The organism is Bacteroides sp. QWL-09 (assembly GCF_058683585.1).
Genome location: NZ_CM178748.1, coordinates 673,572 through 699,848, shown reverse-complemented (window position 1 = coordinate 699,848; position 26,277 = coordinate 673,572). Strand labels below are relative to the sequence as shown.

Below are 26,277 nucleotides of genomic sequence, written 5' to 3'. Positions count from 1 at the left end.
CTTTATCCTCCGCAAGCCGCTTTAATGATAACGATATTATCGTTTTCCTGAAGGACAAAGGTATCCCAATGGACCCGTTGAACTAAGCGGTTGTTCACAGCGACTGCAATTCCATCGATTGACACATCGAGGCTTTGAATAAATTCTTGAAGGACAGAATAAGAGGTTTCGACTTCTTGATTATTGACCATTACTTTCATTTCCATATAGGTATTAAGGGTGAAAGTAAATCCAAAGAAGTGCTATAATGAAGAGCAAAAATGTGGAGAAACACAATCCCTTCGGCAGTACTAACTGCATCAGGTTCGTAGGGTATAATCTCAGCCCATGCTTGGGCACCCCTTTGTCTTTACTACCGCAAAGTAAATAAAAAAATGAGCAGTAAGGCCCTTATTTTACTTTTTTTAACCCTAATAATTCTTAGGGATCATTTCCATGATGAAATCTCAAGAGCAAGACCATCTAACTGCTCTTGCAACTCGGAAATCAACCGGGAAACATGAAAACCATCGCACACAGCATGATGGACTTGAACGGCAAGTGGAATGAGGCATTCACCCTGATTATCAACATATTTTCCCCAAGTAAAAATAGGCAATAGATAACTGCCATCGGAAAAGACATTAATATTAAAGCTAGTAAACGTCGTCCAAGGTAAAGAGGAAACATGAAAAATAGACTCTGGCATTTCCGGTTTTATACAAAGCCCGGAGTTATGTCCATAAGTCGCCATATCGGAGGCGTAAGAAACGAGAAACTCCTCTAGCCCTCCTCTACTCTCTGTCCATAAGGTAGAGAACGTTTCATCCGAAGGGTGAAATATGGTATAAGACGGGACTGATTCTTGCCAGAATCCTAAGACCCCATCTTTATTAATTGTCGTCCGAAACTCTTCATGCCGATTGACGACTTGAGTTAGTGCATAAAGCAAAATCGGATATAGTTTTACCCCCTTCAACTTTGCATGTTGCAAGAGAGCAGTAATATTCAAGTTCGTGGTCAGACTATAAGTGCATCGAGTCTGCTCGTAAAAATGGAGATAATATGGAGCACGTTTCCACGTCTCAAGATCAATCGGTTGGAATAAAGCCATGTTCAGTTGATTTAGCGTTGTATTTAGAGTCTTCACTCAAATTAGTTTTTCATTCATTCTTCCATTAATTTGTTCTTTCATTACTTTGCTCTAGCGAAAGAAATGATTCAGCGGACCATGCCCCTCACCAATAGAAAAGTCAGCCCCGCTCTGAATGGCTTGACGGACATACGTATGTGCATCATTGGCCGCCTCATTGAGCGAGCGTCCCTGAGCCAAGCCGGCCGCCAAGGCCGATGAAAGGGTGCAACCGGTCCCATGAGTATTCACCGTATCGATGCGATCGCTTTCCATCTTAATCAGTTCATCCGTTTCTGCATTGTAAAACCAATCGCATAACTTCGAACCCTTCAGATGTCCTCCCTTTAAATACACCGAGACTTTACGACCGAAAGATAGACGCTTTGCATAATCGCCAAGCGACCGATCATTGGACCTAAACTCATCATTAGGAATAGACTGACCGAGTAAAATTTCAGCTTCAGGAAGATTCGGTGTGATGACTCTCACAGAAGGAATCAAGACCTCCCTTAAAACATCAATGCCCTCATCATCGAGCATCTTGCGGCCTGAAGTTGAAGCCAGCACTGTATCGAGAACGACATTCCGAACCGAATAGGTCGCCAAGAGTTCAGACACCCGTCTCACAATCTCAGCATGACAAAGCATCCCTATTTTTATAGCATCGGCTCCGATATCTTCAAGAACGGCTTTCGCTTGTTGTACAACCACTTCGGCGTCTACCGGATAAACCGCTTGTACGCCCAGAGTGTTCTGCACCGTAATAGCCGTAATGGCAGAGGTCGCGAAACAGCCATGTGCCTCAATCGTTTTAATATCAGCCTGAATACCGGCCCCACCACCCGAATCACTTCCGGCAATGGTAAGCACCTTGCAATAAGTTTTTTTATTCATTAGTCTCATCGATTAGTCGAACAAAGATAGCTGTTTTTTCATTGACATAAAAAAACAAGGAGAAAAACGTCGCCGTTTCTCTCCTTGTCGGAAAAGAGTAATGAACAATAACCAAACCCTACTTATTTGGCATATACATTAAATTCTGTAACACTTACCGTATTGGAACTTATTCTATTCATATCATATTTCAAATAGCGTGTTTCAACAGGTTGTAAGAAACGGATGTTTTGCATGCTGCCATAAGTCTCGACAGAACTTTGTGAAACCCATTCCACACCATTTTTCGACACAAATAGTTCGACATTACGAGCACTATAGTAAGAACCATAGAAACGAGCTTGTACTCCGGTCAACGTTAAGACCTGACCCAAATCGACAGTGATCCAAAATCCTTCTCCACCATCGCGTGCAATGTCAGTATTTGTTTTACCGTCGATAAGATTGGTCACAGCTCCACCACGTGTACCATCTTCAACCTTTAAGTTCCATCCCGAACGATCTGCCACTAATGCACCCTCTGTCGGAACTCCAGATGCAATATTTATGAAAGCACTCTTCACCACCGAAAGGTTGATCGTTCCAAGATTGCTACTCACACGAACGTTACCATCCTTACTGTTAAGAGCGTTGATAGAAATCGACCACGCATAAGTTGTTTTTGCAAGGTTATCCAATTGGAAGCTCCAATCCGGAACAGATACCGTAACCTCTTCAGAAGAGGTTGCTCCGGCTTTAATGGTGACTTGTTTCTTGCTCATCTGTACCTGATCAGTTTGATCCTGACCAAAGACTGTCGATAAATCGACCACGATATCCGAAGATATCGGCTTCTGGATTTTAGCCACAAAAGTCGTCGTGACTTCGTCGCCTGAGATTCCAGTAGCATCATGAGAGAGGTTATACACTTTTTGAGTGATCAAGTGGTCAGCTCTCTCGAGATATACATACGTGGCCTTCCATTCATTGAAGTCAGCGTCATTGCTGCAAGACGTGTTTAACCCCATGACGCATAAGCCTAAAATCATGAATAATTGATGATATATTTTTTTCATAATATGATCTTTCATTGAATCAGTTATTTATCAAAACGAATTTTCTCAGTCCAAGTGAATGTTCCTCCGGCAGTCATATCTCTACCGTTAGGTGTGCTGTCTTTGAAGACATTACCTTCAGCTTCATCCATCTTCCAGTATCCCATCAAGTTAGAATCACTTGATTTCGCCGCATAGAACATATTCGACAGAATCTGCGTCGGTGTCAAAGCGACTTTCCAAAGACGAAGTTGAGCCATCATACAACGGTTACGGAACCAGCTTCCACTAGAAACGATCTGCATTTGTTCGAAGTTTGTCGGCGCTCCCTTCGTTTGAAGAGCCACATCCTTAACCCCATTAATATAAACCGTTACCAATCCGCTAGAGCTACAAGTGATAGCCACATGATACCATTTATTAGCTTCAAACAGAGTCACGGTATTTACCTGAGAACCCTGCGTCTTAATCTGCAACGAGTTGTATGGAATTGAAGCATCCCCGAAACGAATATAAACTTCTGTTCCTTTACCTCCGGAATTAAAGAGTGCTTGGTTGTTGATCGCGAAACCGTCCATTTGTACCCAAGCTTCTAAGGTCCATTCGCTAGTCACCTCATTCCATGGAATATCCGGGTTAGTCACCGCCTTATTGGCCGAACGAAGTTGCGGAACAGACTGTACGAGCGGTTGGTTAAGTAAAAGAATAAAATGACCGGATTGCCCGATAGAAGTCACGTCGCCTTTTGTCACCTTCAACTTTACAGGAAGAGCATATTGCTCACCGTTAGGAGTTTGATAAGGTAAAATTGAGATATCAGTGGAAAGCGCTTCAACCTCACCCGCTTTAATCACCACCTTTTTATCAAAAGAATAGAACTCTTTAGGCAAGACTTCGAAAGAAGCCATATTTGATTGGTTGTACTGATTCAAAAAGTCTTGATCAATCTCGATCTCAGCTTCTAAATCCGATGTTAAAGGAGCAGCCAAGCGAGCTTTAATCGAAGTTGTAATAGGCGATTGAGGATCCACCGTCACTTTGGTTGCCAAAGCAGTAGATGCTTCTTCCCAATAAATCGCATTATCAATGGTTTTATATTCAGCATTATCACAGCCGGTCAACATGCTGAAGCAAATTAACCCCGCTAATGCATAATTTTTTATTTTAAATTGTCTCATAACAGTAATCGGTTTTATTATTTAACAGAGGGATTCATGATGCTGATAGAGCGGCGAATATATCGATACTCCATATAAGTTGCATCTTGATTAGGATAGTCGTACTCCATATGATAAGTACCTGTTCCACCTTTACGTATCAATTTGCCATCAATAATAGGTGACCAACGAGCCATTCCCTCAAGCGATTTCATCTTATTTCCATAACGATCAGTGAAATTAGTACCTCCAGTTTGTGCCAACGACTCAAAGTTTTCAGTCACGATATATCGGCTTGCCACCTCTTCAGGAGTCAACACATCTTTAAAGTTGTCAATTGTACTTTTCAATCGGCTATCAAGATTGCCATCACCAGAACAGCTATAAGCTTGAACGATGAAGTAATCGAAATAAGGTCCTGTTTCCGCAGGCATCGATTGAGGTTCACCATCTACTACCAACAAACGTCCCGTACCCGATTTCGGTCCGATGCGTTTCGATAACGCTTTTACAAACAGATCCATACGATTTGTTCCTCCAGGACCTCCGGCTAGGTTACCCGGAGCGCCATAATGAGGTTCATAGTCGATATCGAATCCATCATAATCGTACTTATCGATGGTGTCACAAATTGCATTGGCATACTTATCGATGGCCGCTTGTATCTTTTCATCATCACCATCGACCCATCCCCAGAAATCTTTCACCGCTTCACTCTCGGAAGCAAATCCATTCTCTGCATATTTCTGACGAACCTCTGAAGGAGTCAGCTGATCACCAACATTAGCCACAATGAAACACACTAAAGCACGAATACCTTTCACCTCTTTAGCCAATCGTTTATCCTCAATTCTAGCTTCATCTAAGTTTCTCCAGTTTCCCCAAATAGAAACAAAATCGACACTATCGGGAAGTCCCATCATAGAGTTCACCATCGAAGAACCTTTTCCGGTCCAGTTACCAAACCAGCCAAAGCACATTTGATGATCGCTCTTCTTGTATTCTCTAAGATTCTTGTAATAATCTTCTGATGGCTTTTCAAAGAAGTCCTTTGCTTCAGAGTCCGTCCAATCGCTACACCCAAACATCACACTAACCATGAGTGTGAATAATGTTATATATATACTAGATCTTTTTTTCATAATAAATTCATTTAGAGTTTAATTTTTCTTAGCCCACCAAAGGTCTGTAGCACCAGTATCAGGACCACCAAGCAATCCGACAGCAGCTTCTACATTGGCACTATTTCCTTTTTTCTCAGAGAATGGGAAAGACAAACGACGTTGTTGACGCTCTGTATTGATCACCCCTTGGCTCAAGTTATCGACCGTTGGGAAAATCTCCGGATAACCGGTTCTTCTATAATCTGCCCAGCCTTCAAAACCCAATGGGAAGTTTGCAATCCATTTTTGAGTAATGATACGCTCCATCTTCTCTTCAAAAGCTGCCGCTTCATCCCAAGCAATCGTGATTTGAGTTTTAGGAACATAACCACATCTCGCATTACCTTTAACATCAGCAAATGTTTCCGGTTTTAAGGTATTGTTAGCTAGATAACCATCGACTCCGCCTGCTTTATGTTGTTCAAAAGATAATCTGATCCCTTGCTCATAAAAGCTCTGTACGGTTCCGGCACCCATGTTCCATCCTCTCAAGGCTCCTTCTGCACGTAAGAAAGCCACTTCAGCAGCACAGAACATCATCATGTTATCTTTCTGCTCATAGTTTGGAATAGAGTATTGCTTATAAGTAGCCGGTTGTACTCCCGCTAAACCTGAACGCATACCTGCATATAGTTTATCACCGGCTAAAGTTGATTCAGTGAAATAATCGGCACGACGAGGGTCTTCATAACCATTCATATAACTCATGATGGTTGCATTGGCACGAATTTCACCCCAACCGAAACCAACTAACCAATGTGGATTAGGTTCAGCTCCAACATTAACCATGGCATTCTGATCGTTTGTTTCAATCAATCCTCCCTGATCAATAACCGCTTCTTCAGCTTTAGTTTTAGCAAAGTCCGGAGCGATATTGCTGATACGCATCGCCAATCGCAACTTCAAAGAGTTAGCATAGCGAATCCACATCTTATAATCTCCGTTATAAACCGCATCGTATCCCGCCAAAGGACGTAGTGACGTTTCAGCTACAAAATCTTTTAAGGTCTTAATCGCATAGTCCAAATCTTCAAACATGTGCTTGTAAACATTTTCCTGTGAGTCGTATGCCACACTAATCTTACCCGCTTGAATCATGCCATAAGGAATTGGTCCGTAACAGTCGGTCACCCGATGCATGGTATTTACACGAAGCAACTTAGCCATGGCCCAGAAATGTCCTTTACTTCCGGTGGCCTGTTCTAACTTAAAGTAGTTTGGATAGAATTTCTCAAAAGGCGTATTAAACGGAATCTGATTCCAGCTATCCGTCTGATTATACGTATTAAAGTTTGATCCTCCCCAAGAGTTTGCCATGGTAAGATAACCACCGAACGGGCCACCAACCATTTGGTCGATCATCTGGTTGTCGTTCTGTTGAACATTGATGCCTGTTGTAATCATCTGTGCAAAAAGCATCGGAGGATTTAATTTATGAGGTTCGTAAGGATTAGTATTGTATTCCTCATAGTTACCTGTGCAACAGCATAACAATGGAGAAATAGCAGCAATGGCGACAATATTCCATATTTTATTTTTCATGTTTCGATAATTTTAGAATGAAAGTTTAACGTTAAATCCAATATTTCGCGTACTAGGTTGCATGAAATAGTCCACTCCTTGGTAGTAGTTACTTGTGGTAGACGGAGTCATTTCCGGATCGAAAGGAGCTTTGCAATAAATCATCCAAAGATTCTTACCCACCAAACCGAGAGTCAATCCGACCTTATTCTTAAACCATTTTTTCGGTAAAGTATAATTCAAGTTCAACTCTTGCAAACGAACATTAGTCGCACTATATAAGTAATATTGACCTAAACCTCCTGTTGCACCACCAACTGTTTGATAATACGTCTTCGCATCGACGAAACCATTGTTGATCGAAACGCCACCTTTATCGCGAGCCACTGCCGAGTTTTCAGAAACGCCATAATAATCGAGTACACCTTGAGTATTAGAAACCACGAGTCCACCGACACGAGCCGTTAACACCACGCCTAAACTCAAACCTTTATAAGCAAAGGTGTTATTGAATCCCATATTATATTTAGCATTCATCGTTCCCACTTTTTTAGGAGCATCGTAAGTCTCTACCGCCAATTTACCCGATTGAGAATCCACCCAGATCGCGCCATTACCATCGGTTTTCAAACCTTTATCGACATATAAATCGCCCATTGTACCACCTTCTCTGAGTATGACACGAGGTCCATAACCGGCGAAGCCAAGTGTTCCAAGACGTAATTCATCCATTTCAATGACCTCTCCGGTCAACGGATTCTTAGCTCCTCCGGCTAGACGTTTAACCTTGTTGCGATTCAAGGTATAAGTTAAGTTGGTGTTCCAAGAGAAATCACCCCAAGTGTGTCCATATCCAAGAGCCAATTCAAGTCCCTCATTTTGAATATTTCCGGTTTGTAAAGTTGCAGATGAATATCCACTTGAAGATGGAAGAGTTATAGTAAATGTTTGGTTGTATGTGTTCGATTTATAATAAGTGGCATCAAAAGAGAAGTCGTTCCAGAGGCGAAGGTTCAAACCAAATTCCCAAGACTGCGTATCTTCAGGTACTAAATTAAGAGCCGCCATTTTGGTTGCTGAAGCCCATTGATGCGATTGTTCGTTGAATTCATAACCCGGATTCGACAAGTAACGAGAAAAAGAAGATCCCACTTTACTATACGATCCACGCATCTTTGCATAAGAAATCGCTTCCGGCAGGTTAAACATCTCGCTAAGAACGACAGATGTTCCGACAGACGGATAGAAGAATGATTTGTTTTTAGTAAAAGCTAAAGCACTTGGCCAGTCGGTTCTTCCGGTTAAGGTTAAATAAACCATACTCTTCCAACCCATCTCCAAGTTAGCAAACACACTTTGCGTCTGATCGTGATAACCAAATTGTTTAGGCTTATAATTGTTCTCGTAGTTAATATTTCTAGTCGTAAAGAAGTTGGCAATACCGGCTAAGTCTCCGGCTCCACCCATTTCTTCATATTGTAAATCGGTGATTGAAGCTCCAATATTGGCAGAAATAGAGAAGTCTGCAATCCGTTTGTCGATATTCACCATCACATCACCATAGATCTGGCGGTCGGTACGCATTTGATCAGAATAATAACCATTGTCTCCGGCAAAAGTGGTCAGAGTTGAAGCATAACGTTTTTGTGTAAAACGGAAATCCGAATTATCGATTTTAAGACGACCACCCACATTAATCCAATTCGCAATCTTATAAGTCACCGAACCATTAAGTGTGTAGCGTTTCTTCGATGTTTCACGATTCATACGTTTCATGATCCAGTAAGGATTTTGCAAACTCAAACCGTTATCACCATAAGGCCAGAACTGAGTGTAAAGATCACGGCTAGCGCTATAACGTTCGAACAACTGTACCTCCTCGAAGTTCTCATTACGCGGGAAAAGGTAAAGTGCCGGTAGAGGATTAAAATATTGTCCCTGAGCAGTAATATTCTTATCATCCTGTACCACATAAGTCGCACCAACATCTACCGTCATCTTCTCTTTTAAGAAAGTCGCGGTATTTCTGATCGAGAAGTTATAACGGTCATAGCTATTGTTAGGCAAAATACCCATAGCATTGGTTGCCGAGATCGAAGCATACGTCTGATTACGACTTGTTCCGGTAGAGAACGAAACCGAGTTGATTACGTTAACTCCTGTATTAAAGAACTTCTCCGGGTCATAACGTTTGTCGGTCAGATTTCCCCAGCTTCCGAAATCGCCACTATGATTACCATAGCGATTCTGCATCTTCGGCATGATATAAGGATTCAAGAACATCGTGCTATTTGTATAGTTCAATGTCGTCTTTTCTTTTGTTCCTTTCTTTGTATTGATAAGTACCACACCGTTTGCCGCCTCACTACCGTATAGAGCAGCAGCGGAAGGGCCAGTCAACATATTGATACTTGCAATATCGTCCGGGTTGATATCAGCCACACCGTCCGATCCGCTCTGAGTGGCATATGCACCATTTGATGCACCAAAGCTAACGTTAAACATTGGGATACCATCGATCACATAAAGAGCATTATTATCTTTTGTGATTGATTTGCTTCCGCGCATCACCACTCTTGAAGCAGAACCGATACCACCGGCAGAATTGTTGATCTGAACACCGGCTACTTTTCCTTGAAGTGAATTGATAAAGTTCGCGTCTTTAACCGCAGTCAGCTCGTCGCCTTTAATCTCTTGCACATTGTAGCTCAATGCTTTCTGAGCACGTTTGATACCCAAAGCTGTAACCACGACTTCGTCCAAAACCTTTGTATCTTCACTCAATACGATCTTTAAGACTTTAGCATCGACCACTTCAACAACTTTCGACGTATATCCAACGTATGAGAACTCAATGAGATCCCCTTTCGCCGCTTGAATAGTAAAATTACCGTCTATATCTGTGATCCCTCCGGTCTTGTCTCCTTTAACAAAGACACTCACGCCAATAAGCGGCTCTCCTTTAGAGTCGACCACACTTCCCGAAAGTTTCATTTTATTTTTTTGCTGCTTGCTCGCTTCTTTTTTTACGGAAAGAACAATGTGTCCGTCCACTATAGAGTAAGTGATGTTCATTCCTTTCAAAAGTCGGTTCATCACTGAAGTCAACTTTTCATTTGAAGCTTTAATAGACACAATACGGCTAGGATTAATATCACTCGTACTGTAGACTATCGAAAAAGAAGTCTGTTTTCCTATTTCAGATAAGACATTGCCCAATGGCACATCTCTTAGGTTAAAATTCACATACGCTTCCTGAGCCGAAGCATAAATGAATGCCGGAATAATCAACAGAAAAAAGAACAAGTGTCTAAACTTGTGTTTAATGTTTTTTTTCATTTTGATGGTTTTTTGTTTAGTAATAGTTATTGTAATTAAGGTATTAAAATACTTATAAGAGGGATAGGACTATATCCTACGTAATAATGGGGATTTAGCTATAATTCATAATGCACAATATTATATTTTTTAAAGTTGGTTAACAAATAGCAAGCTTGTATTTACTATTAATACAGTTTACATGCAAACCTTACTAAAGTCATCCTACATTTTTTTTCAAAAAGTTTATAAGCCGAGAAACGATGCCCCCATCTCTAATCATCTTTTTAAAGAAAAAATCATTTTCTATTTTTTCCACATCCTATAAATTCCGTTATCTTTGCCCTAAGAAAGATAAATATTCGACACATATGAAACAGACAAAACGACTTCTAATCGGCCTATTCCTTTTAATGATTGGCCTAGCCCATACCGCGAATGCGCAAGAGTGGTCCACCCGACAAGCCCGTAAATGGGCCAAACAAGGTGAATGGGCCAACGGATTCCAACCCATGCCTCATCGAACCACAAACTATAAGGTGTTTGCAGAACAATATCACAAGAACAAACCGGTATGGGATAAGACTTTTAAATGGTTGGCCACTCACGATTTAGCGCAAATGCCTGCGGGACGTTATCCGGTCGACGGTGATCACGTTTATATTAATGTAGAAGATGCCATAACACAAGAGGCTTCAAAACGAAAGATCGAAGGCCATCGCCACACGATCGACCTACAGTATGTGGTGACCGGTACCGAACGATTTGGTCTAACCTCAGCCAAACATGCTAAACCCATCACAGAATATAAGCCGGATGTGACTTTTTACGAATCGACACGAATGAAATATGTCGACTCCACTCCGAACTGTTTCTTTATCTTTTTCCCGGGAGATTATCACCAAGCATTGCTAAGAACCGGAAAGACCGGTGAGAAGATACGAGTGATTGTTGCCAAGATAGAATACATCAATTAAACAACACCAGTGATAAAGGAGCCTTGATCAACGACCTCTAATTGATAATCGATAATTTTTAAACAATCCTTGATGAGCAAATCTTAATCAACAAATCTTAACCAACAAACGAAACGGATTAAAGAGAAACGGATTAAAGAGAAACCACTTGATTCAAACAAATTCAAATAAATTAAATAAATACAATCGCATATTCATGAAGCCAGTCATTAGAAAAACAAGCACTACCCTGCTCCGATTCCGTTATTGGGGAAGGAAGAACTATGCTGCATTTGCCAGTCTGGGCCGTCAGGTTCTGATCGGCCATCTGCATCATAATGTCTTGGCTGATGCTCTGCTTAAACAGAATAATGCTCAAACTTTACCTCATTTTAGTTCTATGACTATTGAAGAAATTAAAAACCAAGTCTTGGCCGGTATCGATATCTCTATCGATCAGGCCATCTGGTTGGCTACCCTAGCCGACCGTGAAGCGGTTTATGCAGCCGCACATGAGATCACCGAAGCTCGCGCTTCCAAAGAGTTCGATACGTGTTCCATCATCAATGCCAAATCGGGCAAGTGTTCAGAAAACTGTAAATGGTGCGCACAATCTTCTCACTATCAAACTGCAGCTAAGACCTACAGTCTACTCCCGGCCGACGAATGTCTACGTCAAGCTCAATATAACGAACGTCAGCAAATCAATCGTTTTTCCCTGGTCACCAGTGGCCGAAAGCCTTCTCCCAAACAAATCTCATCCCTCTGTGACACCGTTCACACCCTTCGTCAACAATCCTCCATCAAGCTCTGTGCCTCACTCGGCCTACTCAATGAAGACGAACTCCGATCGCTCTACTCAGCCGGCATCACACGCTATCATTGTAATCTAGAAACGGCTCCATCGTATTTCCCGAACCTCTGTTCGACGCATACCCAAGAAGAAAAGATAGAAACCATCCAAGCCGCCCGCCGCGTGGGAATGGACGTTTGTTGCGGTGGCATTATCGGCATGGGTGAAAGCCTAGAACAACGCATTGAATTTGCGTTTACCTTAAAACGACTCCAGATCACCTCTATTCCGATCAATATTCTCAGTCCGATACCGGGCACTCCGCTAGAAGACACCCCTCCAATCACCGAAGAAGAGGTCTTGATGACCATCGCCCTCTTCCGTTTCATCAATCCAACGGTCTACCTCCGTTTTGGCGGAGGTCGCATGCGACTCTCGCAAGATAGCGTTCGCAAAGCCCTATACATCGGTATTAACTCTGCACTCGTGGGCGACCTCTTAACCACCATCGGAACAAAGATTGCCGACGATAAAAAGATGATCGTTGAAGAAGGGTATCACTTCCCGGCCTCTCAGTTCGATCGTGAACACTTGTGGCACCCTTACACCTCGACCACCCATCCTTTACCGGTCTATAAAGTCAGATCGGCCGAAGGGGCTACCATTACGCTCGACAACGGGCAAACCCTGATCGAGGGGATGTCTTCTTGGTGGTGTGCGGTACATGGTTACAATCATCCGGTTCTGAACCAAGCGGTTAACGATCAACTCCGGAAGATGTCGCATGTCATGTTTGGAGGCTTGACCCACGACCCCGCCATTCAACTCGGTCAGCTGCTACTGAAGATCGTTCCCCCTTCCCTACAAAAGATTTTCTACGCCGACTCAGGATCGGTAGCCGTCGAGGTTGCTCTAAAGATGGCCATTCAATATTGGTATGCCGCCGGAAAACCGCAAAAGAACAATTTCGTCACCATTCGCTCAGGCTACCACGGAGATACTTGGAATGCCATGTCGGTTTGCGATCCGGTGACCGGCATGCACAGCCTCTTCGGTTCCTCGTTGCCGATTCGTCATTTCCTTCCGGCACCTCACTCCACGTTTCACGGTGAATGGGATCCCCAAGAGATCGAGCCTCTTCGCGCCTTGCTCGAGAAAGAACAAGACAACCTTGCTGCGTTCATCCTCGAACCTATCGTACAGGGTGCAGGCGGAATGCGCTTTTACCACCCACAATACTTACGCGAAGCCTCAAAGCTTTGTCGCGAACATGGTGTCTTGCTGATCTTCGACGAGATCGCAACAGGCTTTGGACGTACGGGCAAGCTCTTTGCTTGGGAACATGCAGGTGTAGAACCGGACATCATGTGTATCGGCAAAGCCCTCACCGGTGGGTATATGACTTTATCGGCCGTGCTCACCACCAACCGAGTAGCCGACACCATCTCGAACCATGCTCCCGGAGTCTTCATGCACGGACCAACATTTATGGGCAATCCACTCGCTTGTGCCGTTGCCGCAGCTTCGGTAGAACTTCTGCTCTCCTCCGATTGGCAAGCCAAGGTGAATCAGATCGAGCAACAACTGAAAGAAGAGCTGGCACCGGCCAAAGCGTTTCCACAAGTAGCCGACGTGCGGGTATTGGGTGCCATTGGCGTCATAGAAACCCGATCGGAAGTCGACATGGCTTTCATCCAACGCCGTTTCGTGGAGGAAGGGGTTTGGATCCGACCTTTCGGACGATTGGTTTACATCATGCCACCATTCATCATCAGTCGGGAACAACTCCGCCGGTTAACCTCGAGCTTGTTGAAGGTGGTTCAAGAACTTGAAAGTTAAAATCGTTGACTCCACGTTGACTTGAATTTAAAAACAAATTTAAACTCGAAAACCATTTGAAAACAAACAATGATGATGACTTCACATTTTTCTATGCAACAACAACTGATCTAAATGGAACAACAACTAATTTCAATAACGGAGCAATAAAAGTCAACTTCACTTTTACACCAATCTAAATGGAACAACAACTAATCTCAATAGAGCAACGACTGAATGAGTTAAGAGCGGTAGACAACTACCGTTCTTTACCACAGATCGATCATCACGGGAAGCAGATCCAAGTGGGGGAACAGTCGATGCTCAATCTCTCGTCGAACGATTATCTGGGACTGGCCGAAGATCTTGATCTGCGGCGAGCCTTCCTCGATCGATTGACCCCGGAGAGATTCATCCCTACTTCCTCCTCTTCTCGACTGCTCACCGGCAACTTCTCCATCTACCGAACATTGGAGGAACAATTGGCACACCTGTTTGAAACGGAAGCGGCTCTGGTCTTCAATAGCGGATATCATGCCAACATGGGCATCTTACCCGCCATCAGCGATAGCAATACCTTGATCTTGGCCGATAAGCTCGTCCATGCCAGCTTGGTGGATGGTATCCGTCTCTCCACAGCAAAGAGCATTCGCTTCCGACATAACGATTTGGAACAGGTGGCACGCTTACTCGACACGCATCATGCTCAGTTTGAGCGTATCATTCTCGTATCGGAGAGTGTTTTCAGCATGGATGGCGATGAGGCAGATTTGCCCCGATTGGTTGAGCTGAAGCAACGTTATCCAAACGTTTGGCTCTATATTGATGAGGCTCATGCCGTTGGGGTGCGAGGAAAGAGAGGTCTGGGCTGTGCGGAAGAACACGGCTGTATTCAAGAGATCGACTTTCTGGTAGGCACTTTTGGAAAAGCCCTCGCTTCAGTCGGCGCCTATCTCGTTTGTCGTCAACCGATCCGCGATTATCTCATCAATAAGATGCGTACCTTGATCTTCACCACGGCGCTTCCACCGATCAACATCGAATGGACCTCCTTTGTCTTGAGTCAGCTCGAGCGATTTAGCGACCGCCGCGAACACCTTCAGCGCATCAGTCGACTGTTGCACGACGCTCTCGCCCGTTTGGGAGGTCCGATCGTCTCATCGAGTCATATCCTGCCGCTATTGGCCGGAGAAAGCCGTGAAGCTGTACGACTAGCCAAAACTCTACAAGATCATGGCTTCTATGTCCTTCCGGTACGACCGCCAACGGTTCCCGAAGGGACTTCAAGGTTGCGCTTTTCGCTGAATGCCAACCTCACGGAAGAAGAGATCGGACAACTGATTACTGTGATTCAAGGTTTGACCTAAAATTTGATTTAAACGTTTGATTTAAACGTTTGAACTAAAATTTGACCTAAACGTTCAGATGATCGATTCACGTTATTTTAAACCATTCACATAAACTTGATTCAACGTTTAAACACTTGATTCAATTTTCAAACACTTGATTTAATTTTCAAACGATGCAACAATATAACATACAACACGGGCATTCCACGCATCTGATCTTATTCTTTGCCGGATGGGGAATGGACAGAAATCTATTATCAATTGGGGACAGCCTTTTATCAGTGAACGACTTCGACCCAAAGCTAGACGCAGATCTAAATACGGGCTTGGGTGCGAACCTAAATACGAGCCTGGACGCAGACCTCATGATTTGCTATGACTATCGTTCGTTGGATTTCGACTTTACCCAATTACAATCGTATCGTTCGATCACCGTTGTTGCTTGGTCGATGGGCGTTCGTATGGCCGACATCGTTCTCTCTAGAGTAACCGATCTCCCCATCACACAACGGATAGCAATCAACGGGACGCCCTACCCCATTGACGAAGAACGAGGCATCGCACCGGTCATCTTCAACGGAACACTTAACGGGCTTAACGAACAGTCGCTGCTCAAGTTCTACCGACGGATGTGTGGATCGGCCAAAGCCTATCAACAGTTCCTGCCACACGCTGCTCAGCGATCGGTCGACGATTTAAAAGAGGAGCTGGCCGCTATTGCCCGACATGATCACGAGGCGTCTCTTCAGGAAAAGACGACTTTCGATCACGTTCGGAATAGAGCTTGTAATGATGTTCGAGACAATATTAGAGACAATGTTCGAAACGATGTCTGCAATAATATTCAGAATAATCTTTCCGATAGCACTTGCAATAGTGCTTGCAATGATGCTTGTAATGATGCTTATGATAATCTTTCCGATAGCACTTGTGATAAGTCTTCCGATAACATTTGCGATAAGCCCCATGATAAAATCCATGATAAGACTTGGGATCGAGTCATCATTGGACAACGCGACCAGATCTTTACGCCCGATGCTCAGACTCGTGCTTGGGAAGGGATTGCTGCGATCATTGAGTATCGAGAAGTCGCCCATTACGATCCGGAGCTCTTCACCGAATGGTTTCATCCTTCAATCCTCCCTCTATGATTCAGAATAAATCTATCATTCAGGATAAATCTATCATTCAGAGCACATCAACGACTCAGAACAAGACCGTCGTTCAAATCATAAGCGAAACTCAAAGTAAATCCAAGATTGAAAGTACACCCATGAGTCAGCAGAAATCAGCCATGCAGAGTATATCAGCCGTCGAGAGTATACCAACTGTTCAGAGCATACCAACTATTCTGAGTATACCAGTCGTCGAGAATACATCAGCCGTGCAGAGCATGCCCACCGTTAAAAGGACACCTTCTAAAGAGTTGGTTGCCCAACGGTTCTCAAAAGCAGTGGCGACCTACACCGAGGAATCGTACGTCCAACAGAAAATTGCAAAAAAGATGATTCGTCTGTTGAAAGAGTATACGACAACCGATCATGCACGAATCATCGAGCTCGGATGCGGCACCGGATTCTATTCTCAACTCCTATTAGAGTACCTTCGGCCCGATCATTTATGGTTGAACGACCTCTGTCAGCCGATGCTCGACAGTTGTCGTCGTTTAACGAACAGCCATTCAATGAGCAGTCGTTCAGAAAGGAGCCATTCAATGGGCAACGATTCGACAAACGACGATTTAACAAACAATGACTCAATAAACGACGATTCAATAAATGACGATTCGACAAGCAGTTGTTTAACAAGTCACTGTTTACCAAGTCGCCGTTTAATGAACCCAACGAACCAAAAGATCTCTTTCTTGCCCGGAGATGCCGAAAAGATCCCTTTTCCGGAACAACTTCATCTGATCACCTCCTGCTCCACCCTCCAATGGTTCGACTCTGTCCAACAGTTTTTTGCTCGTTGTCAAGAGGTTCTCAAAGAAGAGGGCTATCTGGCTTTCAGCACTTTTGGCGAGAAGAACATGACTGAGATCCGGCAGCTCACCGGTCGCGGACTTCCCTACCATACTAAAGAGGAGTTAGAAAACTGGTTAGCCAAGGACTACACCTTGATCTATTCGAGCGAGGAGTCTATCCCAATGCGATTCCATTCGCCCATGGATGTCCTCTATCACTTGAAGCAAACGGGGGTTACGGGACTTCATCAAAACGCCAATCATTCGTGGACACGAAAAGATCTTTCGGACTTTTGTGCGCGTTATTACGACTTATTTGGTGATGAGAAAGACCCAGAATCGAACCCAAAATTGGTTTTGCTCACCTATCACCCGATTTACATCATTGCAAAGAAAAAGGAAAAAGAAAAGAAAAAGGAGTCCACGTGATTTATGAATAAGTTGAACTAGGGTCAACTCATCTTATTAATAAAATGAGAAAGAGTCAACCCGAATTAAAAGTCAGTTTAATCAGAGTCAACCGACGGGATGAATAAGACAAAAAAACGGTCAACCAAAAGAGTTAACTGACACCACTAAAAGAGTTAACAGACAAAGATACAATGCTTATACTCGTGAGATGCGGTCGTTGTGTCCGTGAGATACGGTGCTTGTGATCGTGAAGTACGGTCGTTGTGCCCACGACATACGGTCGCCATCGCGCTGAAGTACGGTGCTTGTGTCGGCAACATACGGTCGTCATGGCACTGATGTGCGGTCATTATAAAACTAAATTGAAGAGCAACTCGATTGAAAAAAGTAGAACTAAATAATAAAACGAAACAATAGAACTAAATAACCAAATCAAATAACAAAACATCATGGAAAGAGAAAAACGAAAAGAGAGACTCCAAGAAATACTATTTGTCAGCGGCATTGATACCGATGCCGGAAAGAGTTATGCTACAGGCTATCTGGCACAACAGTGGAATGCTCAAGGAATACGCACCATCACTCAGAAATTCATACAAACAGGTAATGTCGGTCATTCCGAAGACATTGACCTCCATCGTCAGATTATGGGTATCGCACCCACTATCGACGATCAAGAGGGGTTAACAATGCCGGAGATCTTCTCCTACCCTTGCTCGCCTCATCTCGCAGCACGCATCGATCAACGTCCGGTCGATCTCCACAAGATCGAACAAGCCACGCAGCAGTTGTCCGAACGGTATGATCGGGTGCTCGTTGAAGGTGCAGGGGGACTGATGGTTCCGATCACAGAAGAATATTTCACAATCGACTACATCGCAGAGAAGAACTATCCGCTCGTCTTTGTGACCTCAGGGAAATTAGGAAGCATCAATCACACGCTATTGAGTCTGGAAGCCATCCGACATCGCGGAATAGAGCTTCATACCGTGGTTTACAACCTCTACCCACCGGTAGCGGACAAAACCATCCAAGAAGACACTTTATCGTTCATCACGACGTACCTGAAGAAACATTTTCCAGAAACAGCCATTGTCTTGCTGCCGGAGATCGAATGATAATCACTAAATAAAATAAACACATTAATTATTATACCCTAAAAGGTATAATATCAAACACATTGACTAGTTTTATACCCGAATGGGTGTAATTATAAACATTTTCATTATATGAACAGATAGCAAAACTTATTCTGCAATACTCCGATGTACCTAAACTTGATGTGGTAAACTTTTGGGAACAGGTTGTTTTCTCCTGGCTGACGGGTAATGCAGACATGCACCTCAAAAACTTTTCACTGTATAGCCTGCGTAAAGGACATTATTTACTCACTCCGGTCTATGACATGGTTTCGACAACCCTAGTGATGCCCGAAGATACAGAAGAGTTAGCTCTAACGTTGAACGGAAAGAAACGCAAAATTAAGCGATCTGACTTCAAAGCCGCAATGAGCAATAGCAATCTGGAAACAAAGATTATAGACAATTTATTGGCTAAATTTACAAAGGTTTCAAAAAAGTGGTTTGAGTATATAGATCGATCATTCCTCCCCGAAGATATGAAAGTGCAATATCAATCTATTATAAAAAACAAACTAGAGATCTTGACGGAAGCCCCGACATCCGTCGCCCAATAGTTGATGCCGGAAGAATATCTAACTAACCCCAATGATATTCTTTCCGGCATCTAAAAAACTATTCTTACTAACAATAAACAAAATGAGAGTTCTTGCCCACCAGATATCACATCGACAAAACAAGAACTAAGTGTATCTTTATCTTTTAATAGATCATTTTTTTACGACTGATGAAAGCAACGGTTTTATGAATCTCCTTATACATCACCACGTCGTCCTTCACAAAAGGGACCTCTTTGCGGTATTCTGCGAGGAAGGCCTCTAAAAGCGGAGATGTTTTAAGTGGGCGGCGGAACTCAAGTCCCTGAGCACCATTCATCAGTTCGATCGCCAAGATATGCTCGAGGTTGAACATGATTTTATACAGTTTAGTTGCCGCATTGGCTCCCATGCTGACATGATCTTCCTGACCATTCGACGACACGATAGAGTCGCTCGATGCTGCATAACAGTACATCTTATTCTGGCTCACCATCGAAGCTGCTGCATATTGCGGAATCATAAATCCGGAGTTCAATCCCGGGTTAGCCACCAAGAATTCAGGCAACCCACGGAGTCCCATGATGAGCTGAGCCACCCGACGTTCAGAGATATTACCCAATTCAGCTAACGCGATAGCCATAAAGTCGTAACAAATAGCCAACGGTTGTCCATGGAAGTTTCCACCGGAGATAATCTTATCCTCTTTCGGGAAAATCGTCGGATTATCGGTCACCGAGTTAATCTCAGTCAGCAACACCGAAGTGACATACCGCAACGCATCTTTGGTCGCCCCATGCACCTGAGGGATACAACGGAACGAATAAGGATCCTGCACATGTTTCTTCGGACGCTTGATCAGTTCGCTACCGTCGAGCAACTTGCGGAACGCCTCTCCCGTCTCAATCTGACCTTTATGAGGACGAATCTGTTGGATACAATCTTCAAACGGATCGATACGACCGTCGAAAGCCTCCAAAGAGATCGCCGCAATTAGGTCCGCCCGTTTCACCAAACGACCCGCTTTCAAGAGCGCAAAGATGCCATTAGCACTCATAAACTGAGTTCCATTGAGCAATGCCAATCCCTCTTTACTCATCAACTTCACCGGTGCCCATCCAAATTCATCGAGCACACTGATTGCCTCACGTTTTTGTCCCTTATAATTCACATCACCAACGCCGATAAGCGGTAAGAACAAGTTCGCCAACGGAGCCAAGTCGCCCGAAGCCCCCAATGACCCGCGATCGTAGACAATCGGCAACACGTCGTTATTGAAGAAATCGAGGATACGTTGTACCGTGATCACCTGTACCCCACTATGTCCCAACGACAAGGCATGCGCCTTGAGTAACATCATCAATTTGATGATCACCGGACGAAGTTCGTCGCCAACACTGCAAGCGTGACTCTTAATCAAGTTCTCTTGAAGCGTACCCAGCTCATCCAATGAGATATTCTTAGAGCAAAGCGAACCGAAGCCGGTCGTGATGCCATAGATGGGATCTTTCGAATCGGCAATCTTCCGATCCAAATAATCGCGACAGTCCTGAATCCGTTTGATCGCTTCAGGTGCCAATTCTAATTTGATATTATCATTGATGATATGTTCAATGATCTCTAGGGTTAGCTCTCCTGAGCCAACTTGATATACATTCTTGCTCATAACCGTAGATCTTGATTAACTGTATCTAAAATTTCTTTCTCAATGAGACCGGCCTTCTTTTCCAAGTCGTCTGCTTCAGCTTGCAACCCTTCGGCAAACTCACGATCCTTAATCGATCCCAAGTTAATGCGAACGTTGAGCAACGCGCCAAGCACCGCCGAGCGAGCCGCCATCATCGCTACCGTAGCATCAGTCACTGCATTCTGATTACCCAAGCGAGCCACATCCGCAATCATCGGCATCAATTCGAATGCCTTCTTAGCCACTTCCATCGGCACCAAAGCCGCATGTTTCGTTGCCTCTTGAATCGCCGCACTACGAGCCGCCTTCTCTTCGGGCGTCTCCTTAGGTAGTTTAAAACAAGCGAATACCTGATCATAGGCTTCAGAATCCTTATCGATCAGAGCCACAAACTCCTCCATCGCTTCGTAAGTCGTTATAGCCACATGCTTCATAATCTCCTCGCTCAATTCATAATTCTTCTTGCCGATGGTTAGCCGCGCTACCATCCCGGCCAAAGCCGAGGCAATCGCTCCATTCAAGGCAGCAATACTACCACCTCCGGGTACAGGATCACTTCCTGCCACTTTATCTAAGAAATCGGTTACTTTCAAATCTACTAACATAGTGTTATTCATTATAAGGTTAAATATTTGTGATCAGATTAATGAGTCGTGATCAAAGGTTGACAGGATAAGACACTCCCTCTTTTATCGTAGTCTGCACACAATTCATGCCGATGTAATAAGGAAGAATGTTATAATCGGACGATTGGAGTAAGATCAAGTCCCCTTTCTTACCCACCTCAATACTACCGATCTGATCGGCCAGACCAAGAGCAGCCGCTCCATTCAATGTCAGTGCGGTGATCACCTCTTCAATACTCATTTTCATATAAATACAAGCCAAATCGATCGTCAACGGAATAGACCCCGAGAAACAACTTCCCGGATTAAGGTCGGTTGCCAAAGCCACCGCACATCCCGCATCGATCATCTCACGTCCGCGAGCATAAGGTTCCTTCAACGCAAAAGCCGTCAGCGGCAATAAGGTTGCCACCACACCTGCCTCTGCCATTGCCCGAATGCCCTCATCCGAAGCCTGTAACAGATGATCGGCCGAGAGCGCTTTTAGTTCGGCAGCCAATTCGGCACCTCCCAACGTTACGATCTCATCGGCATGCAACTTCAGTTTAAATCCGCGACTTTTGGCCGAAAGCAACAGACGTCGCGATTGCTCAACCGAGAACACCCCTTTCTCACAAAACACATCACAACAAACAGCCATGTTGTTATCGTGAACCAAAGGAAGCATCTCATGAATCAAAAACTCGATATAGTCGTCGGTACGCCCCCTATATTCCGAAGGCAGAGCATGTGCACCCAGAAAAGTCGATACGATATCCACACGTTTTTGAGGGTCATTATTCAAACTGCGCATCACGGCCAGTTGACGAAGTTCGGTATCTCTGTCGAGCCCATAACCACTCTTTCCTTCAACGGTTGTGACCCCCATCTGATGCATCTTTTTGAGGAAACCGGCAGCCGATTCACGTAACTCATCGAACGATAATCCCCGAGTCGCTTTTACCGTACTGGCAATACCTCCACCCCGTTCCATGATCGACATATAGCTCTCCCCTTTCAATCGCCAAGAGAACTCCTCTGCCCGCTGTCCGCCAAACACAAAATGCGTATGCGAATCGACAAATCCAGGAAGCAAACAACACCCTTTGGCATCCTCATGAAAGTATTTATTATAAAAACCCTCATGCTTCTCACCACGGTTCGGTCCGACATAAGTGATTATCCCGTCCGTCACCTCCACCGTTGCTTGTTCAAGGACAGTCAGTTGCGACATGGTCGCGCCCTTACGAGCCGAAAAGCCCGTAGGGGTCACCACCCGTGCATTATAAATAATAAGGTTTCTAGTCATGATTAACGTTCACATCTAATAGGAATTCATTATTCCATGATTCTAGACTCTAGTACTTGTTGCATAGAGAAATTTTCCAATCCCAGATAATACGAAGCCGTATCGATCAGAGCCTCTATCGGTACTAAACCAATAATTTCGCTTCCCACAATGCTCACGCCATAACGACGAGCCTCGATGCGTACCAACTCGAACGCCCGATAAAGTGCCGTACGGCTATAATCAGTCATGTTGATCGACACCTGTGTGATGTGACGGTCGGTCAGCTCTACTCCCATGGCTTTCACAAAACGTAATCCACCATTGATATAGCGAATGTTCTTGGCAATCTTCGAAGCGATCTCCAGATCGTTCGTATTTAGATTAATGTTATAAGCTACCAGCGGCATGCGTGCTCCAACAGCCACTGTTCCGGCCGTTGCATGACGTTCAGCCGGTCCGAAGTCCGGTTTCCACTCGGGTAATTTAATTTTCTCAGCCATGCCTTCAAACTCGCCTTTACGTACCGCAGCCAAGTTCTCACGATGAGGAGCCGAAGCCGACTTCTCATATAAGAATACCGGTAAGTTATATTTCTCGCCCAAAGCCTGTCCCACTTCCTTAGAAAGGGCGATAGCCTCTTCCATAGTCACATTCTTGATTGGAATAAACGGCACCACATCCACCGCACCCATACGAGGATGTTGTCCTTGATGATGATTCAAGTCGATCAGCCGAACAGCCACTCCAATAGCCTCGATCACGGCATCACGCAAAGCCTCCGGTTCGCCAACCAGCGTCACCACCAAGCGGTTATGATCTTCATCATTGCTATAATCCAAGAGTTTCACTCCGGGTTTTCCTCTAAAAGGAGAAACAATTTGATCTATCTTAGCTAAATCACGTCCTTCACTAAAGTTAGGCACGCATTCTACAATTTTATTCCAGCTCATAGCTATTCTATTTAAGTGTTTATTAAGATATTAAGATTAATAGTCTAAAAATCAATATATAAAAGAATCAGAGATAAAGATTAATTTAATCAGATGATCTCGTGTGATAATCTCGTGCGATGATCCATCTCATCTGATGATTTGCTCCAATAAATAGTCTACTTCAACGCCTTACGGATCAACTCCTCATCGGCCACAAAAGGCATTGTGATGTGATAGCCGTCGGCATACTCCCGATTAAAGTCCGCACACGTCTCAATGGCATGTTCATTGCGTGCCCATGAACGACGAGCCACACCTCCCATAACATCCCAAAGCATGGCCGAACGAAGAATGCGGTCGACCCGTTCGCTACCGTCGCACACCATACCGAAACCACCGTTCACCGCTTTTCCGATTCCTACACCGCCCCCATTGTGCAGAGCCACCAAGCTCATTCCACGGGCACAGTTGCCGGCAAAGCATTGCACCGCCATATCGGCCATGACATTACTGCCATCTTTAATATTCGACGTCTCACGGAAAGGCGAATCGGTACCACTCACGTCGTGATGATCGCGACCAAGCATGATCGGACCCACTTCTCCATTACGTACCATCTCATTGAAACGCAAAGCGATCGTCATCCGTCCCACCGCATCCTGATAGAGGATACGAGCCTGAGTGCCGACCACCAAACTATTCTTTTCCGCATCGCGAATCCAATTATAATTGTCCAGATCCTGACTCCGACGATTGACATCAATACAAGCCATTGCTGCATGATCCGTCTTAATCAAGTCCTCATGTTTTCCACTCAGACACACCCAACGGAACGGTCCGTAACCATAGTCGAACAACTCCGGTCCCATGATATCTTCCACGTAACTCGGCCAGATAAATCCATCCTTCTCATCGATGCCATTACGCGAGATCTCCATCACTCCGGCATCATAGATCGCCTTCATAAACGAGTTTCCATAGTCGAAGAAATAAGTGCCGCGAGCCACCAGCTTCTTAATCACCTCAAAGTGACGCTTCAACGATGCATCCACCTGTTGGCGGAAAGCCTCCGGCGATTCATGCAATAAGCGTGTACGCTCCTCGAAAGTAAGCCCCACGGGACAATAGCCCCCTTCATACACCGCATGGCAAGAGGTCTGGTCGGACAAGAGTTCAACCTTAATTCCCTTCTGTTCGGCATACTCCAACAAGTCGACAATATTGCCATGGTAAGCGATAGAACAAGGCACTTTATCGGCCATTGCCCGATCGGCCAAGCGGAAAGCCTCTTCCACCTCTTCGGCCACATGTCCCACCCATCCTTGCGAGTGACGCGTCTCAATACGTGAACGGTCGACCTCCGCGATGATGGCTGTTGCTCCGGCAATCTCAGCCGCTTTCGGTTGAGCACCACTCATGCCACCCAAACCCGAAGAGATAAACAGATGTCCCCTCAAATCACCGTCCTGCGGTATTCCGAGTTTCATACGTCCGGCATTGAGCAACGTGTTGAATGTGCCATGCACGATGCCTTGCGGACCGATATACATCCATCCACCGGCCGTCATCTGTCCGTAGTTGGCTACTCCCATCTGAGTCGCCACATTCCAGTCGTGCAAATTATCGAATTGCCCAATCATCAAGCCATTCGTGATAATCACGCGAGGTGCATCGGGCGATGAACGGAACAAACCCAGAGGGTGTCCCGACTCAATGACCAAGGTTTGTTCTTGAGTAAGCTCTTCCAGATAGTTCTTGATATAGTGATATTGCATCCAGTTCTGGCAAACCTGACCGGTCTCACCGTAAGTCACCAGTTCATACGGATACAAAGCGATATCAAAGCAAAGATTATTATCGATCATGACTTGAAAAGCCTTACCCTCAATACACTTCCCGCGATACTCATCGATCGGTTTAGCATTCAAGTTACCTTCCGGACGAAACCGATAACCATAGATACGTCCGCGTGTTTTCAATTCATCCAGAAATTCCGGGATCAATTGTGCATGAAATTTAGTCGGGATATATCGTAAAGCATTTTTCAATGCCACGGAAGTTTGGTCGGGTGTTAATGAATAACCTCGATCGGGAGCTCGTCTTATCCCACTCTTGAAAGTAGGGTATGCCGGCAAAGTGTCAAAAAGAGCGATCTTCATAATAAATATATTAAGGTATAACATTTAGTAAGCAATAGGCTTTGCAAGACCCCCGCAATTTAGGAAAAAATAAACGAAACCCAAATACAATATTCCAAATATTATCAAAAAGATAGTATAAAACATATTTTTTAGTCCGATTCCGGCAAAATTGATTCTTTTTTTCATTTACTCCATTTCCACCGTCGGATGGTAAAGAATAGGTCAAAGCCTATCTTTCGGATACAGACTCCACACGAGTTATTTAAGGGTCGCCCACCGAAAAAGATGTCATAAAAAACTCTTTTCCCCCGCGATGGCTCCCCCCTAATCCGCTCTTTTTTCTAGCAAATATTTCATTTTCCCTCTTGTTAGCCACCTCTATAAAATGTATCTTTGTCTGGTTAATCAACCTATAAAAATTAAAACAAGTCACAACTTTAAACATTTATAATTAT

19 protein-coding genes, 1 pseudogene and 1 riboswitch are annotated in these 26,277 nt (G+C 44.3%); of the genes and pseudogenes, 7 read left to right on the top strand and 13 right to left on the bottom strand.

Translation table 11 applies throughout. From position 1 onward, the window contains the following. Positions 1-2: 2 nt before the first annotated feature. The 8 genes from thiS to AC4PG5_RS02655 form a co-directional block, all read right to left on the bottom strand. A complete protein-coding gene (thiS, locus tag AC4PG5_RS02690) occupies positions 3-200 on the bottom strand; it encodes a sulfur carrier protein ThiS (protein ID WP_492030670.1) in 198 nt (65 codons plus the stop codon). A gap of 59 nt (positions 201-259) precedes the next feature. Next, positions 260-353, bottom strand: a riboswitch (TPP riboswitch). Positions 354-427: 74 nt separating this feature from the next. Further along, positions 428-1,093, bottom strand: coding sequence for a type A chloramphenicol O-acetyltransferase (gene catA, locus AC4PG5_RS02685; protein ID WP_492030669.1), 666 nt, complete (start codon positions 1,091-1,093; stop codon positions 428-430). Positions 1,094-1,183: 90 nt separating this feature from the next. Further along, positions 1,184-2,008 (bottom strand): bifunctional hydroxymethylpyrimidine kinase/phosphomethylpyrimidine kinase, encoded by an 825-nt coding sequence (gene thiD, locus AC4PG5_RS02680; RefSeq protein WP_492029921.1) that lies wholly within the window; start codon positions 2,006-2,008, stop codon positions 1,184-1,186. A 122-nt stretch (positions 2,009-2,130) separates the two neighbouring features. After that, positions 2,131-3,063, bottom strand: a complete 933-nt coding sequence (locus AC4PG5_RS02675; protein WP_492029920.1) for a DUF4999 domain-containing protein — start codon at positions 3,061-3,063, stop codon at positions 2,131-2,133. Positions 3,064-3,086: 23 nt separating this feature from the next. After that, positions 3,087-4,220, bottom strand: a complete 1,134-nt coding sequence (locus AC4PG5_RS02670; protein WP_492029919.1) for a BT_3987 domain-containing protein — start codon at positions 4,218-4,220, stop codon at positions 3,087-3,089. A 17-nt stretch (positions 4,221-4,237) separates the two neighbouring features. Further along, on the bottom strand, positions 4,238-5,341 hold the full coding sequence (locus AC4PG5_RS02665; RefSeq protein ID WP_492029918.1) for a glycoside hydrolase family 18: 1,104 nt from the start codon (positions 5,339-5,341) through the stop codon (positions 4,238-4,240). An 18-nt stretch (positions 5,342-5,359) separates the two neighbouring features. Next, positions 5,360-6,904 carry a SusD/RagB family nutrient-binding outer membrane lipoprotein gene (locus tag AC4PG5_RS02660; protein WP_492029917.1) on the bottom strand — a complete coding sequence of 515 codons (1,545 nt, stop codon included), beginning with the start codon at positions 6,902-6,904 and terminating at the stop codon, positions 5,360-5,362. 12 nt (positions 6,905-6,916) lie between these two features. Beyond that, complete coding sequence (locus tag AC4PG5_RS02655) at positions 6,917-10,222, bottom strand: SusC/RagA family TonB-linked outer membrane protein (protein WP_492029916.1); 3,306 nt, start codon at positions 10,220-10,222, stop codon at positions 6,917-6,919. Positions 10,223-10,572: 350 nt separating this feature from the next. On the opposite strand from AC4PG5_RS02655, the gene AC4PG5_RS02650 reads away from it, so the two are divergent. The 7 genes and pseudogenes from AC4PG5_RS02650 to AC4PG5_RS02620 form a co-directional block, all read left to right on the top strand. Beyond that, positions 10,573-11,178 carry a NanQ anomerase/TabA/YiaL family protein gene (locus AC4PG5_RS02650; protein WP_492029915.1) on the top strand — a complete coding sequence of 202 codons (606 nt, stop codon included), beginning with the start codon at positions 10,573-10,575 and terminating at the stop codon, positions 11,176-11,178. A gap of 196 nt (positions 11,179-11,374) precedes the next feature. Further along, positions 11,375-13,789, top strand: coding sequence for an adenosylmethionine--8-amino-7-oxononanoate transaminase (bioA, locus tag AC4PG5_RS02645; protein ID WP_492029914.1), 2,415 nt, complete (start codon positions 11,375-11,377; stop codon positions 13,787-13,789). A 179-nt stretch (positions 13,790-13,968) separates the two neighbouring features. Beyond that, positions 13,969-15,135 carry an 8-amino-7-oxononanoate synthase gene (locus tag AC4PG5_RS02640; RefSeq protein ID WP_492029913.1) on the top strand — a complete coding sequence of 389 codons (1,167 nt, stop codon included), beginning with the start codon at positions 13,969-13,971 and terminating at the stop codon, positions 15,133-15,135. Between the two features lie 155 nt (positions 15,136-15,290). After that, positions 15,291-16,268, top strand: a complete 978-nt coding sequence (locus AC4PG5_RS02635) for a pimeloyl-ACP methyl esterase BioG family protein (RefSeq protein ID WP_492029912.1) — start codon at positions 15,291-15,293, stop codon at positions 16,266-16,268. Beyond that, positions 16,265-17,509: a malonyl-ACP O-methyltransferase gene (locus AC4PG5_RS02630; RefSeq protein ID WP_492029911.1), complete on the top strand. Its 1,245-nt coding sequence runs from the start codon at positions 16,265-16,267 to the stop codon at positions 17,507-17,509. The genes AC4PG5_RS02635 and AC4PG5_RS02630 overlap by 4 nt, the downstream gene beginning before the upstream one ends. A gap of 431 nt (positions 17,510-17,940) precedes the next feature. Continuing rightward, on the top strand, positions 17,941-18,609 hold the full coding sequence (gene bioD / locus AC4PG5_RS02625) for a dethiobiotin synthase (RefSeq protein ID WP_492029910.1): 669 nt from the start codon (positions 17,941-17,943) through the stop codon (positions 18,607-18,609). Between the two features lie 110 nt (positions 18,610-18,719). Next, a pseudogene (locus AC4PG5_RS02620) lies at positions 18,720-19,187 on the top strand (HipA domain-containing protein); the annotation flags it as partial. A 145-nt stretch (positions 19,188-19,332) separates the two neighbouring features. Here AC4PG5_RS02620 and hutH read toward each other — a convergent pair. The 5 genes from hutH to hutU all read right to left on the bottom strand — a co-directional run bounded on the left by hutH (position 19,333) and on the right by hutU (position 25,840). Then, positions 19,333-20,832, bottom strand: coding sequence for a histidine ammonia-lyase (gene hutH / locus AC4PG5_RS02615; RefSeq protein ID WP_492029909.1), 1,500 nt, complete (start codon positions 20,830-20,832; stop codon positions 19,333-19,335). After that, complete coding sequence (locus tag AC4PG5_RS02610) at positions 20,829-21,458, bottom strand: cyclodeaminase/cyclohydrolase family protein (RefSeq protein WP_492029908.1); 630 nt, start codon at positions 21,456-21,458, stop codon at positions 20,829-20,831. The genes hutH and AC4PG5_RS02610 overlap by 4 nt, the downstream gene beginning before the upstream one ends. Positions 21,459-21,510: 52 nt before the next feature. Continuing rightward, positions 21,511-22,767 (bottom strand): imidazolonepropionase, encoded by a 1,257-nt coding sequence (gene hutI / locus AC4PG5_RS02605; protein ID WP_492029907.1) that lies wholly within the window; start codon positions 22,765-22,767, stop codon positions 21,511-21,513. 29 nt (positions 22,768-22,796) lie between these two features. Next, entirely contained in the window at positions 22,797-23,699 is a 903-nt protein-coding gene (ftcD, locus tag AC4PG5_RS02600) for a glutamate formimidoyltransferase (RefSeq protein WP_492029906.1), read from the bottom strand. A gap of 158 nt (positions 23,700-23,857) precedes the next feature. Next, positions 23,858-25,840 carry a urocanate hydratase gene (hutU, locus tag AC4PG5_RS02595; protein WP_492029905.1) on the bottom strand — a complete coding sequence of 661 codons (1,983 nt, stop codon included), beginning with the start codon at positions 25,838-25,840 and terminating at the stop codon, positions 23,858-23,860. Positions 25,841-26,277 lie beyond the last annotated feature (437 nt).